A 17530-nucleotide genomic window follows, 5' to 3' on the forward strand; every position below is an offset into this window, starting at 1 on the left:
AGCGAGCTCCCTTCGGTCGCACCCACCCCTAACCCCTCCCTTACGGAGAGGGGGACAACATTTGCCGCGCCGTCGCCACATCCTCGGCCATCTGCGCCATCAGCGCATCCATGCTATCGAACTTCGCCTCGGGCCGGATGAAATCGACCAGTTCGACCTCAATCGTCTGGCCATACAGATCGCCGGAGAAATCGAAGAAATACGGCTCAAGCAATTCCTTGGGCGGATCGAAGCTCGGCCGCACGCCCAGATTGGCCGCGCCCTCCACCACGCGCCCACCAGGCAGATGCCCGCGCACCGCGTAGATGCCAAACTTCGGCCGCAGATAATTGGCCATGTCGATATTCGCGGTCGGGAACCCCAGGGTCCGCCCGACCTTGTCGCCGTGCTGCACCACGCCCTCGATCGTGTAAGGTCGGGTAAGCAACCGCGCCGCTTCGCGCGGATCGCCGGCGCGCAAGGCCTCGCGGATACGGGTCGAGGACACCGTCTCGCCGTCGAGCTGGACCGGCGCGATCGTGTCGACGGTGAAGCCGTGGCGCTCGCCCAATTGCCGCATCAGCGGGATGTCGCCGCTGCGCCCCTTGCCGTAGGTGAAGTCTTCGCCGGTCGACACGCCGGCGACGCCGAGATGCTCGACCAGACATTGACCGACGAATTCCTCCGCCGAGAGCCCGGCGAGCGCCGCGTCGAACTCGAATACGTACATCGCGTCCACGCCCGCCGCCGCGAACAGCCGCGCGCGCTGATCCATGCTGGTCAGCCGGAACCAGGGACTGTCGGGACGGAAATAGCGCATCGGGTGCGGATCGAAGGTGGCGACGATCGCGGGCCGGCCGGCTACCCGCGCACGCTCGACCGCGCGGCCGACCACCGCCTGGTGCCCGAGATGAAATCCATCGAAATTGCCGAGCGCGACATAGCCCCCGCGAAACCGCTCGGGCACCGTCGAGCCGCCGGAAAGCCGCTCCATGGCGGGTGCCTATAGGGGCGTCATTTGCCGGGCACCATCCCCGCCGTCAGCACGCGGATGACGTTGCCGCCCATCACCTTGCGGATGTCGTCGTCGGAGAAACCGCGGTCGATCAACGCTTGAGTGATCGCCGCGACCTGGCTCGCGTCGAATCCGGTGGTCACTGCGCCGTCGAAATCCGATCCCAGTCCGACATGGTCGATCCCGACCAGATCGCGGACATAGGCAATCGCCTTGGCGGCATCCTCAGGCTTGTTCGAGCAGATCGCGGCGTCCCAATAGCCGATCCCGATCACGCCGCCGGTCCTCGCGATGCCGCGGATCTCGTCGTCGGTCAGGTTGCGATTGACCTTGCACGTCGCCTGGACACCGCCATGGCTCGACACGATCGGGCGCCGCGCCAGCGCGATCACTTCGGCGACGGTCTGGTGGCTCGAATGCGCGATGTCGACCACCATGCCGAGCTTTTCCATCCGCGCGACGGCCGCCCGGCCGAGCGAGGTCAGGCCGCCTTTCTTCACACCGTGCATCGACCCGGCGAGGTCGTTGTCGAAGAAGTGCGCGAGGCCGGCCATGCGGAAACCGGCGGCGTAGAGTTTGTCGAGATTGCCGATCTTGCCTTCGAGATCTTGAAGTCCCTCGATCGACAGCATCGCGCCGACTACGCCCCTGCCCGCGCGGCGATCGGCGATCAGCTTCTGGAGGTCGGCGAGCGAGGTGATCAGCCGCAATTGCCCGTTCGAGCGGTCGGCGAAGCGCTTGAGTTTCTCGGCATGATAGAGCGAGCGTTGGAGCAGCGAATTCCATGTCCGCATCGGCTGCAGGTCGGCGATCACCAGCTGGGTGATATTGTCGGTGTCGCCCGAATTGGCGTCGTAATTCTGGTGCTTGGGCGTCTTGGTCACCGACGAGAAGACTTGCAGCGCGTAATGCCCCGCCTGCAGCCGCGGCAGGTCGACCTGACCGCGATCGGAGCGCGTCAGCAGGTCGCGTTTCCACAATAGCGAATCGGCGTGCATGTCGGCGACGTCGAGCGTCTTCTGCAACGCCAGCGCGCGCGGCGTGATCCTGAGCGCGACCGGCTGCACCTTGTTCATCGATTTCTCGACCATGCCGGGAGCGAGGATGAAGAACAGGATGGCGGCGATGATGAGCAGCGCCAGAATCCCCAGCAGCCATTTGCGCATACCGCCTTCTCCTCCCCGTCATGCCGGCCTTGTGCCGGCATTCACCGTGCTGCAAGCTACGTCGTTTAGGGTGTGCGGCACGGTGGACCCCGGGACAAGCCCGGGGTGACGACTAGAGTTTGGCGAGCGTCACGAAACTATACGCCGGCCGCTCGCCGTCGGCCGGGTGATCCTCTCGCGCGGTTTCGCGCCAACCAGTGAAAGCCGGCACCGTCGCATCGCCCTCAGGCGTGGCATGGACCTCCGTCAGTTCCACTCGATCGGCGCGGTCGAGGAACAGCGCAAAGACCTCGGCCCCGCCGATCACCGCGGCGTCGTCGCCGGCCAGCGCCATCGCTTCCTCGACTGAGTGTGCGACCTCTGCTCCTTCCGCGCTCCAGGCACGATCGCGCGTCAGCACGATGTGGCGACGGCCGGGCAAAGGCGACGGAAAACTCTCGAACGTCTTGCGGCCCATGATCATCGGGCGCCCGATCGTCTGTGCCTTGAAGCGCTTGAGGTCGGCCGGCAAATGCCAAGGCAGCCGTCCGTCACGGCCGATCACGCCGTTATCGGCGCGTGCGAGGTGGAAAGAGATCAAACCGCCACGGGCGCCTTGATATGCGCCTGCGCTTCGTAGCCGACGAGTTGGAAATCCTCATATTCATAAGCGTCGATCGAGGGCGGCTTGCGCAGGATCTCGAGCTTGGGCAGCGGCCCCGGCTCGCGCCCCAATTGCTCGCGCGCTTGGTCGAGATGGTTCGAATAAAGGTGGCAATCGCCGCCGGTCCAGACGAACTCGCCGACGTCGAGCCCCGCTTGCTGCGCGAGCATATGGGTGAGAAGCGCATAGCTCGCGATGTTGAACGGCACGCCGAGGAAGATGTCGGCCGAGCGCTGATAGAGCTGCAGGCTCAATTTGCCGTTGGCGACATAGCATTGGAACAGGCAATGGCAGGGCGCCAGCGCCATGGCGTGGAGCTCGCCGGGGTTCCACGCGCTCACCACCATGCGGCGGCTGGCGGGATTGATCTTCAGCGTCTCGATCAGTTCGGCGATCTGGTCGACATGCCCGCCCTCGGCGGTCGCCCAGTCGCGCCATTGCTTGCCATAGACGGGACCGAGATCGCCATTCTCATCGGCCCATTCGTCCCAGATGCTCACCTTGCGGTCGCGCAGCCATTGGACGTTTGTGTCGCCGCGCAGGAACCACAGCAATTCGACGATGATCGACCGCAGGTGCAGCTTCTTGGTGGTCAGCACCGGAAAGCCCTGCGCCAGGTCGAAGCGCATCTGGTGCCCGAACACCGATCGCGTACCGGTCCCGGTGCGATCCATCTGCTCGGCGCCATGGTCGAGCGCGCGCTGCATCAGGTCGAGATATTGCCGCATGATGATGGCTTACTCCGCACCGCGCGCGCCGCCAAGCCGAGCATGTATCGAATTGTGGAAAACGCCCCGCTATTCGGATGCGGTCAGGACGCGGGCGGCGTCGGGGCCGGCGTCGGCACCAGCCGGCAGGCGCGGATGTCCTTGGGTTCAGGGCGAGGCCCTACCGCCTGGAACCGTGCGAGATAGCCGCCCGCCGAGGGCATCTCGTCGAACGAAACGAGCTTGTAGCCGACAGCGGCGAATTCGCATTCGAGCAATTTGGGCGGCGTGCCGTGATTTTCGGTGCGGCGATTGGCGTCGACGACGATCACTTCGCCGTTCGGCTTGAGCGACGGGCGCATCCGCCAGAGGAATTCGTAAGGCTGCTCGATCTCATGGTACATGTGCACCATCAGGATGCGGTCGAAGCTGTTGTCGGGCAATTTGGGATTGGCCGGTTCGCCCAGCCGCACGCTGACAGTGTCGAGCCGGTCGCGTGCGACGCGCTCGGCCAGCGCATCGCGCACCTCCGGCACGATGTCCTCCGCCAGCACGCGGCCGTCCTTGCCGACGCGGCTGGCCAGGCGGATCGTGTAATAACCCTCGCCCGCGCCGATATCGGCGACGGTCATGCCCTTGGCGATGCCCGCCTTGTTCATCACCTCGCCCGCTTCGTTGAGGCGATCGCGCGCTTCTTCGGTCGACCAGCGCGGTGAGATGATGCGCGCGACCGGGCGGTCGGCGGCGGGGAACGGACCGACATTGTCCTGTTGGTTACGGATGACCGGCGGGCCGCCGTCACAGGCGGCGAGCATCAGCAAGCCGACGATCAGCGCGCCCGACCACCGCATCACTCGACGTCCTCTACCTCGACCGCCTCTCCGGTCACGCGCTGCGAAAGCGCGGCCGCCATGAAGGCGTCGAGATCGCCGTCAAGCACATCGGAGGGGCTGGTCGAGGTCACGCCGGTGCGCAGGTCCTTCACCAGCTGATAGGGTTGCAGCACGTAGCTGCGGATCTGGTGGCCCCAGCCGATATCGGTCTTGGTCGCGTTGACCGCGTTGGCTTCTTCCTCGCGCTTCCTGAGTTCATGCTCGTAGAGGCGCGCGCGCAGCTGGTTATAGGCCTCGGCCTTGTTCTTGTGCTGGCTGCGCTGGTTCTGACAGGCGACGACGATTCCGGTCGGCAAGTGGGTGATGCGCACCGCCGAATCGGTCGTGTTGATGTGCTGGCCGCCCGCGCCAGACGAGCGATAGGTATCGATGCGCAGTTCGCTTTCGTTGATCTCGATATCGATCGAATCGTCGATCACCGGATAGACCCACACGCTGGAAAAGCTGGTGTGGCGCCGCGCCGCGCTGTCATAGGGGCTGATCCGGACCAGGCGGTGGACGCCGCTTTCGGTCTTGGCATAGCCATAGGCATTCTCGCCCTTGAGCAGCAACGTCGCCGACTTGATGCCCGCTTGTTCGCCGGCATGATAGTCGACCAGTTCGACCTTCATGCCGTGACGTTCGGCCCAGCGCGAATACATGCGCTGGAGCATCTCGGCCCAATCCTGGCTCTCGGTGCCGCCGGCGCCGGCATTGATTTCGATATAGGTGTCGTTGGCGTCGGCCTCGCCCGCGAGCAGCGCCTTGACCTTGTCTGCTTCGGCGCGTGTCGCGAGTTCGGCCAGCGCTTCGACCGCCTGACTTTCCATATCGGAATCGCCTTCGGCCTCGGCCATCTCGACGAGTTCGACATTGTCGCTCAATTCGCTTTCGATCGCGCGCGTCGCGGCGATCGCCTCGTCGAGACGACGGCGCTCGCGCATCACGTCCTGCGCCGCCTTGGGATTTTCCCACAGGCTCTGATCCTCGACGCGCGCGTTGAGTTCGTCGAGCCGCCGCAGCGCGCGGTCCCAATCGAGGAACCGGCGCAACAGGCTGAGCGCATCATTGATCGTATCGACATGCGATTGCGCTTCGGCGCGCATCGGTAACTCCAAATTCTAGTTCGTCGCCCCGGCGAAGGCCGGGGCCGTTACGTAAGAAGATCGGTCCTTTGCCGCCAGCGGCCCCGGCCTTCGCCGGGGTGACGCCCCCTAGTAGATACCGCCCTGCCGTTGCAAGAAATCGCGATCGCCGCTCGATTCCTTGGGTTTGGATTCCTGCGGCACTGCCTTGGTGGCGGTCGGCGTCGGCAAGTCGCGGCGGATCGGCGAGCGACGCGTTTCGCTCTCGGGCTTGAACGCTTCCCAGATCACTTGCGCCTTGGGATCGCCACCAGGCGACGGCCACGCCCCGAAGACTGGCTTGCCGGAAAGGCGGTCGACGCGGACCATGCGGATCCCCGGCGGTGCGCGGAACGGCATCTTGGGCAGGCCTTCATAGGCCTTGACCGCCCACTCCTTGAAGATCGGCGCCGACACGGTTCCGCCCTGGGCATAGCCGCCCAGGCCGCTCGGTTTGTCATAGCCGAGATAGACGCCCGCGATCATCTGCGGCGTGCCGCCGATGAACCACACGTCGGTCGGGCCCGAATTGGTACCGGTCTTGCCGAACATCGGGCGATCGAGGTCGCGCAGGATCGTCGCGGTGCCGCGCTGGACCACGCCTTCGGCGATATGCACCATCTGGAACGCGCTCAGCGGATCGACCACTTGCTTCAGCTTGACCACCGGACGCGGCATCGGCTTGCCGTTCCAGTCGGGCGCATTGCAGCGATCGCAGGCACGCCAATTTTCCGGCCAGATCACGTTGCCACGACGATCCTGGACGTAATCGACCAAGGTCGGCGCGCGGCCGCGGCCATTGTTCTCCAGGATCGAATAGGCATTGACCATGCGCTGCACGGTGGTTTCGCCCGCGCCGAGCGAGAACGCCAGATAAGGCGGATATTTGCCGACGCCGATTTCGTCCATCAACTTGACGACGTTGGGCATGCCGGTCTGCGCCGCGACGCGCACCGTCATCAGGTTGCGCGATTGCTCGAGGCCCCAACGCATCGTGTGCGATCCCGAACCCCCGGCGCCGCCGAAATTACGGAAGCATTTCGAATATTGCGTGCCCTGGTTCACGCAATAAGGGCCGTCCTGAATGATCGAGGACGGGGTCAGGCCATGTTCGAGGCCCGCGGTGTAGACGATCGGCTTGATCGTCGAGCCCGGCTGGCGCAGCGCTTGCGTCGCGCGGTTGAACGACTGGACGCGGTTGTCGAACCCGCCCTGCATGGCAAGCACCCGGCCGGTCGCGGGCTCTTCGACGACGAAGCCGCCCGACACCTTGGGCAGAGTCTTGAGCACGTACGAGCCGCCCGACGGCGCCACGGCGATGATATCGCCGGCCTTGATCGCGCTCGACGCCGGCCCGCCGCCGCCGCGGATTGGCATCGACGCAGCGCCGCGCGGCAGCGTGCCGGTCGCGCCGTTCGAGAAGCCAAGCGTGAAATCGCCGCTGTCGTCGATCACGACGGCCGCGCGCCAATCCTCGTAATCGAGCGCGATGTTGCTCGCGAGCAGCGCGTTGAGCCAGTTCTGCGACACGTCGACATGGCCGAGCGGCCCGGTCCAGCCGCGATTGCCGTCATAGCGCAGCAAGCCGTCGCGCAACGCTTTCTGCGCCAGCGCCTGCTGCTTGGGATCGAACGACGTCCGCACCCACAGACCACCGCCATAGACGCTGAACGGATTGCGGCCGGCTTCGGAGGCCTCGCCAAACTTGTCCATCAACTGGCGGCGGACTTCCTCGATGAAATAGCCCGACGCCGATTCGAACTGGACGGTGCGCTTGTTGACCGTGCCGAGCGGCTGCGCGACCGCCCAATCATGCTGCTGCTGGTTGATGTACCCATTGGCCTGCATCTCCCCCAACACCCAATTGCGCCGCGCGGTCGCACGCTCGGTCTGGCGATCGGGATCGTAGCCCGACGGCGCCTTGGGCAGGATCGCCAGATAGGCGAATTGCGGGATGGTGAGCTGGTCGAGGTCCTTGTCGAAATAAGCGCGCGACGCCGCTTGCACGCCATAAGCGTTGCGGCCGAGGAAGATCGTGTTGAGATAGATTTCCAGGATCTGCTGCTTGGTCAGCGTATCCTCGATGCGGTAAGCGAGGATCGCTTCCTTGAGCTTGCGCGTATAGCTGTGCTCGTTGCCGACCAGCAGGTTCTTGGCGACCTGCTGCGTGATCGTCGAGGCGCCGCGCGAACGCTTGCTACGCATATTGTCGATCATCGCCGAGACGATGCCGGGATAATCGACGCCGTGATGCGAGAAGAAGGTCTTGTCTTCGGCCGACAGATAGGCTGCGACCAACAGCTTGGGATATTCGTCGAACTTCAGCTGGACGCGATGTTCGCGCGCGAAGCTGAAGACTGGCATGCCATTGGTATCGCGGACGTTCGACGGCAGATCGGGTTCATAGGCCTTGAGCCGATCGACCGACGGCAGATCGCGCGCGACGAACAGCCAGATCAGGAACCAGGCGATGCCCCAAAGCGCCGCCAGGACGACCAATGCCTTGACCCACCAGCGCTGCCACGCGCCGCGCATGAAGCCGGCGACGCCGCCAGCCTCTCGCTTGATCCGAAAATTGACCGAGTCCGAACTGTCCGCCGCCATAATCGTCCGGGCCTTAGCAGGTCCGGCGGCTCTTGCCAGCGCCCTAGTTTGATTTTCGCGGCACCAGCCCGCTCCCCCACCCGGCCACCCATAGAATACCTTGTTGGGCGGCCGGGTGGGGGAGCGGGCTGGTGCCGCAACCGTTTCAGCTCTGCTGAAACCAAAAGCACCGCATCAATTCGACGCAAGCTTTTTGGCGAAATTCACTTGTACCGCGCGTTCGACGCTTTGCGCGATACGCTTGCGACCCTCCGGAGAGTCCAGGAAAGCCGCGTCTTTCGGGTTCGAGATGTAGCCCGTCTCGAACAATACAGACGGCATATCCGGCGCCTTCAGGACCATCAGCGATGCGAATTTGTGAAAGCCGGGGCGCAGCGGGATGTTCGGTTCGGCTTCGCGGCCGAGCAAGCGCGCGAACGCGGCCGAGGCGTTCATCGTCTCGCGCTGGGTGAGATCGATCAGGATCGACGAGACGTCGGCATTCTCGCTGCCCAGATCGACACCGGCGATGACGTCGGCCTTGTTCTCGCGCGCCGCCAGCCGGGCGGCTTCCTTGTCAGACGCGACTTCGGACAGGGTATAGACCGAGGCACCCGAGGCATCGCCCGCCCCGACGCTGTCGCAATGGATCGAGATGAACAGATCGGCCTTGAGCTTGCGCGCCACGCCATAGCGTTCCTGCAGCACCAGGAAACGGTCGTCATCACGCGTCAACGCCACCCGCACTCGGCCCGATTTGAGCAATTCGTCGCGGATCGCCCTGGCGATGCGCAACGTCACGTCCTTTTCCTTGATCCCGCTGGTCGGCGAGATCGCGCCGGGATCGAACCCGCCATGGCCGGCGTCGATCACCACCAGCGGACGGCCGGCATCGCCGTCGATCCGCGGCAGTGCCAGCGTCTTGCTCGCAGCCGGCACGGGCACCGAAACCGAATAGCGCGCGCTGCTGCTGACGGTGTCGGGCAGGTTGAACGGCGGCAGGAAGCTCATCCGACCGGCCGCCGCGGCGCGCGCGAAGCCGGCATCGTCGGTGGTGCGGAGTTGCAAGGTCAGCACGCGGCCATCGGCACCGAACGAGCCATCGGTGACCACGGCCGGGCGAGTCAGGTCGAACACGACGCGGGCGCCGCCGTCGCGCGCGCCCTCGCGCACCGCATCGACCAACCCGCCGGTGGCAACGGCTCCGCCCGGCGCGGCGTCCGCGATGTCGAGCGCGACACGCTTGGGCGCGACCAGCAGGAAACTCGAGGCGTCGGCGACCTTCTGGTCGAACGTGACCACGATGGAGTCATCCCTGACGTCCACGCGCTGGATCGTCGCTGCCCAAGCGGGGCTGCCGCCGAGCCACAGGGCCAACATGGCAAGAATGAACGACACACGCACGTAATGGCGCGCGGGCCGGTAACCGGTCCAGCGAAAAACCATCTGGAAGAACCCCTTTTACTCGCTCTTCTGAAACGGGGTTACCGCGCCGCTTACTCAGACTCGGTGAAACGACAGGGTTAATCCGTCGTTCGGCACGTTTTTGCCGACATGATCGGCAGAAACCTGCCAGTTGAAGCGGACGATGGCAGGTGCTACCTGAATCGTAACCGGCACCGCGACAATGATTTGTCCGGAAGTCGCCGGCCCCACGGCCGCCCCGGCGTTCATCGGCAGGCGGTCCATCAGGTTGACGTTCGCATGCTGCATTTCCCTCGCCTAGTGCTCGACCCGGCCATCGCCGGCGAGCGCGTTGGCGCGGGTGCCCCGGCCGTGATGCCCGGGCGTGCGCAGCGAACAGACGCACATCCACCATCCCGCACCGGCCGGTCACGGATCGACAATCCGTCCACCGACGCCGCGCGACTTATTGGCGCGCCCCTACCCTTATCGAAGGTCCGGCGCGCCCGGAGAGAAAATAATGACCATGCGTATGTTGATCGACGCACGCCACCGGGAGGAAACCCGGGTGGCGGTCGTCAAAGGGAACCGCATCGAGGAGTTTGATTTCGAAAGTGCCGAGCGCAAGCAGCTCAAAGGCAATATCTATCTAGCCAAGGTTACCCGCGTCGAACCGTCGCTCCAGGCGGCGTTCGTCGATTACGGCGGCAACCGCCATGGCTTCCTGGCCTTTTCGGAAATCCACCCCGATTACTATCAGATCCCCAAGGAGGATCGTGACGCGCTCCTCCGCGAGGAAGCCGAGCACGCCGCCGAGGAAGCCGCACTGCGCGCCGAACTCGACGCCGAGGATGACGAGCACGACGATCACGAGCCTTCGGAAGAAGAGATCGAGCGGCTCGACGATGACGGCGCGCCCGACGAGGACGTCGCCGCCGAGCAGGAAAGCAGCGGTGGCGGTCGCCGCCGTGGCCGCAAGGACAATGGGTCGGAGGATCAGGTCGAGGCGCTGCGCCAGCGCCGCATGAACCTGCGCCGCCGCTACAAGATCCAGGACGTGATCCGGCGCCGTCAGGTGCTGCTGGTCCAGGTCGTCAAGGAAGAGCGCGGCAATAAGGGCGCGGCGCTGACCACCTATCTGTCGCTCGCCGGCCGCTATTGCGTGCTGATGCCCAACACGTCGCATGGCGGCGGCATCTCGCGGAAGATTTCCAACGCCGCCGACCGCAAGCGGCTCAAGACGATCATGGCGGAGCTCAAGCTGCCGCCGTCGATGGGCTGCATCGTCCGCACCGCGGGGCTCCAACGCACCAAGGTCGAGATCAAGCGCGACTTCGATTACCTCGCCCGGCTGTGGGATGGGATCCGCGAGACCACGCTCGCCTCGGCGGCACCGGCGCTCGTCTATGGCGACAGCGACCTGATGAAGCGGGCGATCCGCGACATCTACAACAAGGACATCGACGAGGTGATTGTCGAGGGCGATGACGGCTATCGTCAGGCCAAGGAGTTCATGAAACTCCTGATGCCGAGTCATGCCCGTCGCGTGAAACATTATTCGGACCCGGTGCCGCTGTTCCAGCGTGCCGGGGTCGAGGATCAGCTGTCGGCAATGTATCACCCGGTGGTGCAGCTCAAGTCGGGCGGCTATCTGGTTATCAACCCGACCGAAGCGCTCGTCTCGATCGACATCAACTCGGGCCGCTCGACGCGCGAGCACAATATCGAGCAGACCGCGACCGCGACCAACCTCGAGGCCGCGCAGGAAATCGCGCGCCAGTTGCGCCTGCGCGACATGGCGGGGCTGGTCGTCATCGACTTTATCGACATGGACAATGGCTCCAACGTCCGGAAGGTCGAGAAGGCGATGAAGGAGGCGCTGAAGAACGATCGCGCCCGCATCCAGGTCGGCCGCATCTCGAGCTTCGGCCTGATGGAAATGAGCCGCCAGCGCTTGCGCACCGGCGTGCTCGAAGCCTCCACTCGTCAGTGTCCGCATTGCGAAGGCACCGGCCTGGTCCGCACCGCCTCGTCGGCCGGCCTGTCGGCGCTGCGCATGATCGAGGATGAGGCCGCGCGCGGCCGCGGCTCGCAGATCACCTTGCGCGCATCGCAGGAAGCGGCGTTCTACGTGCTCAACAAGAAGCGTGCGGACATCGCCGAGATCGAGGATCGCTATGGCGTCCAGGTCGTCATCCTGTCCGATGGCGAGACCGAGGGCGCGCGGATGACGGTCGAGGCGTCGGGTCCGCCGCCGGTCCACGCGCCGCGCTTCGAAGCGCTGATCGAGGAAGAGGAAGAAGACGATTTCGTCGAGGAGGATCTCGACGAGGAAGAAGAAGCCGAGGAAGAGCGGACGGAGCGTGCTGAGCGTGGCGAACCGCGCGAACGCTCGGACGACGACAGCGATGCCGGCCGCAAGCGCCGCCGCCGCCGCCGTGGCCGCCGCGGTCGTGGCCGTGACGAAGGCGGTGAGGATGTCGCCACGCAGCAACCGCGCGAAGAGGGCGACGCCGAGAGCGATGGCGAAGAGGCAGAAGCCGTCGAATACGCCGCTGCCGGTGAGACCGAAGGCGAAGGCGAAACGCGCGGCCGTCGCCGCCGTCGCGGCCGTCGCGGCGGACGTCGCACCGAAGGGCCGACCGACGCTATCGTCGACGCCGGGGAAGCCGATGCCGGCGATGCCGGTGCGGTGATCGCGACGCACGCCAATCCCGACGTGCCTGTGGCGGTTGAGCCCGACGTAGCGCCCGAAGCGGAGGCCGCGCCCAAGCGCACGCGCCGTCGCCCCAAGGCGCGGATCGCCGAGGAAACCGCTGCAGCACCGGTGGCCGAAGCGGCCCCCGCGCCGGAACCCGAGCCCGTAGCAGCAGAGCCGGCGGCCAAGCCCAAGCGCAGCCGCAAAAAAGCCGCGCCGGTTGAAGCGGAAGCAGCCAATGCAGAACCCGTCCCGGCCGAAATGCCCGCGGCGGCAGAGGCGGCGGCGGCATCTCCGTCGATCGAGCTGGCGGAACCCGCGGCCAAGCCGAAGCGCAGCCGCAAGAAGGCCGCGCCGGCCGACGCCGCGACCGAATCGGACGCACCGACCCCCTCGCCTGCGGCGGCCAACGACGCCGACAAGACGCCGATGGCGGCCGATGCCGACGGCGCAGCACCGGCCGATGATGCCGCTGACGACACCGACGGTGACGGCTCGCCGCGCCGTGGCTGGTGGCAGCGCACTTTCGGCGCATGATCGCACGGGCCGGTCCCTCGCGCTTCAGGACGGGTTCACCCGTCCCGGCGCAGGGGCCGGCCGCATGCGCCCAATGGGACCCGAACGGATGACCGGACGATGAGGCGATTGATCGCGCTGTTCGCGACGGCAATCCTTCTCTGGGCGCAGCCGGCTTATGCGCAGGGCATCCTGCGCGATGCCGAGACCGAATCCCTGTTCAAGGACATGTCGCGGCCGATGATCGTCGCCGCCGGTCTGTCCCCGGCCAACGTCCAGGTCGTGCTGATACAGGACGATTCGATCAATGCCTTCGTCGCGGGCGGGCAGATCGTCTATATCCATTCGGGCCTGATCCAGGCGGCGGACAATGCCAACGAGGTGCAGGGCGTCATCGCGCACGAGCTTGGCCATATCGCCGACGGCCATGTCGTGCTGGCCGATGCCGGCGCCAAGCCTGCCATGGGCATTTCGCTGCTCAGCCTGGTGCTCGGCATCGCGGCGATGGCGGCGGGCGCAGGCGATGCCGGCGCCGGCATCATGGCCGCCGGCCAGCAGGCCGCGATGGGCAAGTTCCTATCCTTCACCCGCGTCCAGGAAGCCACTGCCGACGCCACCGGCGCCAAGTTCCTGCGCGAGGGCAACGTCAGCGGCAAGGGCATGATCAGCTTCTTCAAGAAGCTGGCCAATGAGGAATATCGCTACGGCCTGCAGAATATCGATCCGTATGCGCAGACCCACCCGCTGTCGAACGAACGCATCAACACGCTATATGCCGACGTGAAGGCGTCCCCCGCCTGGAACAATCCGCCCGACACCGCGCTCGACGAGCGGTTCAAGCGGATCAAGGCGAAGCTCTATGGCTATGTCTCGCCCTATGCGTCGACGCTCAACAAATATCCCGAGAGCGACCAGTCGATCTACGCGCATTACGCCCGCGCTTATGCCTGGCACAAAGCGGGCTATCCCGACAAAGCCGATGCCGAGACGCGCGCACTGGTCAAGCTGAAGCCCGACGATCCCTATTTCCTCGAAATTCGTGGCCAGATCCTGCTCGAAGCCGGCCAGCCCGCCGACGCACTCGCGCCGTTGAAGGAAGCGACCGAGCTGACCCGCTACAGCCCGCTGATCGCCACCACTTATGGCCATGCGCTGATCGCGACGGAGAACAAGGCCAATTATCCCGAGGCGATCCGCGTGCTCAAGATCGCGACCAACAAGGACGACGACAATCCGTTCGGATGGTATCAGCTGGGCACCGCCTATGAGCTGACCGGCGATACCGCCCGCGCCTCTTTGGCCGCCGCCGAGCAAGCGAGCCTGACTGGCGCAACCGCGCGTGCCGTGATGAGCGCCCGCGCCGCGATGGCCAACCTCCCGCCCAACAGCTCGGACTGGATCCGCGCCCAGGACATCGCTATGACCGGACAGAACGAACTCGACCAGAAGAAGCGCAAGCGATGAGCGATTTCCTGTCGTCGCGCTTCGCGCTGCCGCTGGTCGCGGTCGCCGCCGCCTTGCTTGGCGCCGGCGCCACCTGGCTGGTGCAACGGCCGACCGATGGCGCCGAAATCCGTGAGTATCTCCTCTCCCATCCCGAAGTGCTGCCCGAAGCGATGCAGAAATTGCGGGAGCGCGACGCGGCCGAGCAATCGCGGCAGACCGGCTCTTTCATCGCCGCCAACCGCGATCGCATCTTCCCTGCTCTGGGCAGCGCCTGGTCCGGCAATCCCAATGGCGACGTCACGGTGGTCGAATATCTCGACTATAATTGCGGCTATTGCCGCGCCAGCCTACCGATCCTCGACAAATTGGTCGCGAGCGATCCCAAGGTGAAGATCGTGTTCCGCGAACTTCCCGTGTTGAGCGAGGAAAGCAAGGTCGCGGCGCGCTATGCCGTGGTCGCCGCCAAACAAGGCAAATATCGCCTGCTGCACGATGCGCTTTATGCCGGTGGCCCGTTGAGCGACGCGAGCATGGACGCGGCCTTGCGCACCGCAGGGCTCGACCCGGCGGCGGTCAAGGAAGCGGCGAAAGCGCCGGACGTCGGTCGCGCTATCGAGAACAACCTGGCGATGGTCGCGCCACTCGGCATGTCGGGCACACCTACCTGGGTGATCGGCGACAAGGTGCTGTCGGGCTTGCAGCCGCTCGAGACGATGCAGGCGGCGGTCGCGGCGGCGCGGACGAAATAAGCCGCGCGGGAGCGGTTGCACCCGCGACCGCCCCGCCCCATTTCCCCGTTTCTAGGGGAATTGCATGACCGAACCGATCCTGAGCGTCCGCGGCGTTTCAAAGACCTATGCCTCGGGCGTCCACGCGCTGCACGCCGTCGACCTCGACATCAACAAGGGCGAGATTTTCGCGCTGCTCGGCCCGAATGGTGCCGGCAAGACGACCTTGATCAGCATCATCTGCGGCATCGTCACGCCGTCGACCGGGACGATCACGGTCGGCGGCTTCGACGCGATCGGCCAGCCCAAGCGCGCGCGCCGGCAGATCGGTCTGGTGCCGCAGGAACTCGCCACCGATATGTTCGAGACGGTCGAATCAACCTGCCGCTTCAGCCGCGGCCTGTTCGGCCACCCGCAGAAATCGGGCCATATCGACGAGGTGCTCAAGGACCTGTCGCTCTACGACAAGCGCAAGGCCAAGATCATGGAACTGTCGGGCGGCATGAAGCGCCGCGTGCTGATCGCCAAGGCGCTCGCCCACGAACCCGACATCCTGTTCCTCGACGAACCGACCGCCGGCGTCGATGTCGAACTGCGCCGCGACATGTGGAAATTGGTCCATCGCCTGCGCGAAAAGGGCACCACGATCATTTTGACCACGCACTATATCGAGGAAGCCGAGGAGATGGCCGACCGCGTCGGCGTGATCTCGGGCGGCAAATTGCTGGTGGTCGACGAGAAAGCCGCGCTGATGAAGAAGCTCGGCAAGCGCGAACTCGACATCGCGCTCAACGAGGCGATGAGCACGATCCCGGGCGAGCTGGGCGATTGGGATCTCAGCCTGGAGAATGAGGGCAAGACATTGCGCTACGTGTTCGACGCGCAGGCCGAGCGGACGGGCATCCCGTCGCTGCTGCGCAAGCTCGCTGACCTCAATATCGGCTTCAAGGATCTCGAGACGTCGAAATCGAGCCTGGAAGACATCTTCGTCGACCTCGTGAAGGAGGGCGGCAAATGAACGTCCACGGTATCCTGGCCATCTACAAGTTCGAGATGGCGCGCGCGCTGCGCACCTTGTGGCAGAGCCTGGTCACCCCGGTGATCACCACCAGCCTCTATTTCGTCGTGTTCGGCGGCGCGCTCGGATCGCAGATCAAGGAAGTCGACGGCATTGCCTATGGCAGCTTCATCGTGCCGGGGCTGATCATGATGTCGTTGCTGACGCAGAGCATCAGCAACGCGTCGATCGGCATCTACTTCCCCAAATTCACCGGCACGATTTTCGAATTGCTGTCCGCACCGATCAACTCGATGGAGATGGTGATCGGCTATGTCGGTGCCGCGGCCACCAAGTCGGTGGTGCTGGGGCTAATCATCCTGGCGACGGCGGCCTTGTTCGTGCCGATCCCGATCCATCACCCGTTCGCGATGGTCGCATTCCTGTTGCTGACCAGCATCACCTTCAGCCTGTTCGGCTTCATCATCGGGGTGTGGGCCAAGGGATTCGAGCAACTGAACTTCGTGCCTGCCTTGCTGATCACGCCGCTGACCTTCCTGGGCGGCGCCTTCTATTCGATCAGCAAGCTGCCCGACCCGTGGCGCACGTTCAGCCTGTTCAACCCGGTCGTCTATCTGGTCAGCGGATTCCGCTGGAGCTTCTTCGACAAGGGCGACGTGCCGGTCGGGATCAGCCTGGCCGCGACCGGTGGGTTCATGCTGCTGTGCCTGGTGGTGATCACATGGATTTTCCGGACTGGATATCGGCTCAAAAACTGATGCCCAACCATTCGCCTCTGGTGAACGAAGAGCTGTGATCTTCTGAATTTTAGACGAGTTCCGGCAGGGTTAGGACGTGATGGTCATTCCAGGAGGCCATGATGTCGATGATCGTTCTTGCCGCGGCGCTCGCGGCCGCCAACCCGACACCGCAAGCCGCAATTGCCGCTTATGGTGAGGCGATCGCGCGTAACGATCCAGCGATGCTCGCTCGGGCGTTTCAGCCGAGCGCGATCATGTACTGCATCCGCGACGGTGCGATCCGCGCGACGTACCAGGCGCAATGGAAAACGCGGATGCGCACCGAAACGCCCGCGGCCGGGCCAAATTCGACCAAGATCGACTGGCTCGATCAGGGTACCGATACCGCGCTCGCACGCGTTGCCGCGGTGCGCGGCGAGAAGACCTTTACTGACTATCTATTGCTCGCCCGGATCGGCGACAGCTGGCGAGTGATCGGCAAATTGTGTCAGGCCGACGCGCGAGACATTCCGGCATCGCACACCGCGGTTAGCGCGGTGATCGATACCAAGCTCGCGTCGGACCGGGCATGGGATACCGACCTGCTCGCCGCGAGCATCGACCAGCGTGCATTGGTGATGACGGTCGAGGACAGTGAATTGGTCGCGGCAACGCTTGCCGAGTGGCAGGCGCGCTATCTCGACCGGCGCGCCACGTCCCCCGGCAACGCCGTCACCGAGACGAGCCGAGTGATCGACGCGCGCGGTGATATCGGCGTCGCGCGCTGGTCGTTCCGGGCGCGCGACGGCAGCGAATGGACCGATCGGGCATTGATGCTGCGCACACCAGCCGGATGGCGGATGATGGCCCTCGTGTTCGTCAAGGAACCGGCTGTGGCGCGCTGAACCGCGC

The 17530-nt window shown here is 65.0% G+C and carries 15 protein-coding genes; 6 read left to right on the top strand and 9 right to left on the bottom strand.

The genetic code is table 11. The features are described from left to right. Window positions 1-40: 40 nt before the first annotated feature. The 9 genes from AC1DRD_RS08830 to AC1DRD_RS08870 all read right to left on the bottom strand — a co-directional run bounded on the left by AC1DRD_RS08830 (window position 41) and on the right by AC1DRD_RS08870 (window position 9802). Window positions 41-973 carry a bifunctional riboflavin kinase/FAD synthetase gene (locus AC1DRD_RS08830; protein ID WP_478041096.1) on the bottom strand — a complete coding sequence of 311 codons (933 nt, stop codon included), beginning with the start codon at window positions 971-973 and terminating at the stop codon, window positions 41-43. A 20-nt stretch (window positions 974-993) separates the two neighbouring features. After that, window positions 994-2160, bottom strand: coding sequence for a dipeptidase (locus AC1DRD_RS08835; protein ID WP_478041097.1), 1167 nt, complete (start codon window positions 2158-2160; stop codon window positions 994-996). Window positions 2161-2272: 112 nt separating this feature from the next. After that, window positions 2273-2740 carry a dihydrofolate reductase gene (locus tag AC1DRD_RS08840; protein WP_478041098.1) on the bottom strand — a complete coding sequence of 156 codons (468 nt, stop codon included), beginning with the start codon at window positions 2738-2740 and terminating at the stop codon, window positions 2273-2275. Further along, window positions 2737-3531, bottom strand: coding sequence for a thymidylate synthase (locus AC1DRD_RS08845; protein ID WP_478041099.1), 795 nt, complete (start codon window positions 3529-3531; stop codon window positions 2737-2739). The genes AC1DRD_RS08840 and AC1DRD_RS08845 overlap by 4 nt, the downstream gene beginning before the upstream one ends. A gap of 83 nt (window positions 3532-3614) precedes the next feature. Continuing rightward, complete coding sequence (locus AC1DRD_RS08850) at window positions 3615-4361, bottom strand: class I SAM-dependent methyltransferase (RefSeq protein ID WP_478041214.1); 747 nt, start codon at window positions 4359-4361, stop codon at window positions 3615-3617. Further along, entirely contained in the window at window positions 4361-5488 is a 1128-nt protein-coding gene (gene prfB, locus AC1DRD_RS08855; protein ID WP_478041100.1) for a peptide chain release factor 2, read from the bottom strand. The genes AC1DRD_RS08850 and prfB overlap by 1 nt, the downstream gene beginning before the upstream one ends. 108 nt (window positions 5489-5596) lie before the next feature. Further along, on the bottom strand, window positions 5597-8110 hold the full coding sequence (locus AC1DRD_RS08860) for a penicillin-binding protein 1A (protein WP_478041101.1): 2514 nt from the start codon (window positions 8108-8110) through the stop codon (window positions 5597-5599). Window positions 8111-8284: 174 nt separating this feature from the next. Next, window positions 8285-9535: an N-acetylmuramoyl-L-alanine amidase family protein gene (locus tag AC1DRD_RS08865; protein WP_478041102.1), complete on the bottom strand. Its 1251-nt coding sequence runs from the start codon at window positions 9533-9535 to the stop codon at window positions 8285-8287. Between the two features lie 54 nt (window positions 9536-9589). After that, on the bottom strand, window positions 9590-9802 hold the full coding sequence (locus AC1DRD_RS08870; protein ID WP_478041103.1) for a hypothetical protein: 213 nt from the start codon (window positions 9800-9802) through the stop codon (window positions 9590-9592). 211 nt (window positions 9803-10013) lie between these two features. Between AC1DRD_RS08870 and AC1DRD_RS08875 the strand changes: the two genes are divergently transcribed. The 6 genes from AC1DRD_RS08875 (at window position 10014) to AC1DRD_RS08900 (ending at window position 17523) form a co-directional block, all read left to right on the top strand. Next, complete coding sequence (locus AC1DRD_RS08875; RefSeq protein ID WP_478041104.1) at window positions 10014-12728, top strand: Rne/Rng family ribonuclease; 2715 nt, start codon at window positions 10014-10016, stop codon at window positions 12726-12728. 99 nt (window positions 12729-12827) lie between these two features. Further along, window positions 12828-14171: a M48 family metalloprotease gene (locus AC1DRD_RS08880; protein WP_478031503.1), complete on the top strand. Its 1344-nt coding sequence runs from the start codon at window positions 12828-12830 to the stop codon at window positions 14169-14171. Beyond that, on the top strand, window positions 14168-14902 hold the full coding sequence (locus AC1DRD_RS08885) for a DsbA family protein (protein WP_478041105.1): 735 nt from the start codon (window positions 14168-14170) through the stop codon (window positions 14900-14902). The genes AC1DRD_RS08880 and AC1DRD_RS08885 overlap by 4 nt, the downstream gene beginning before the upstream one ends. 64 nt (window positions 14903-14966) lie before the next feature. Next, window positions 14967-15899 (top strand): ABC transporter ATP-binding protein, encoded by a 933-nt coding sequence (locus tag AC1DRD_RS08890; protein WP_478041106.1) that lies wholly within the window; start codon window positions 14967-14969, stop codon window positions 15897-15899. Next, the gene (locus tag AC1DRD_RS08895) at window positions 15896-16657 is read left to right on the top strand and encodes an ABC transporter permease (RefSeq protein ID WP_478041107.1); all 762 of its coding nucleotides are present in this window, start codon (window positions 15896-15898) and stop codon (window positions 16655-16657) included. Before AC1DRD_RS08890 ends, AC1DRD_RS08895 begins: the two co-directional genes overlap by 4 nt. Window positions 16658-16758: 101 nt before the next feature. Continuing rightward, on the top strand, window positions 16759-17523 hold the full coding sequence (locus tag AC1DRD_RS08900; protein WP_478041108.1) for a nuclear transport factor 2 family protein: 765 nt from the start codon (window positions 16759-16761) through the stop codon (window positions 17521-17523). Window positions 17524-17530 lie beyond the last annotated feature (7 nt).

This window comes from Sphingomonas sp. P4_G2 (assembly GCF_056401155.1).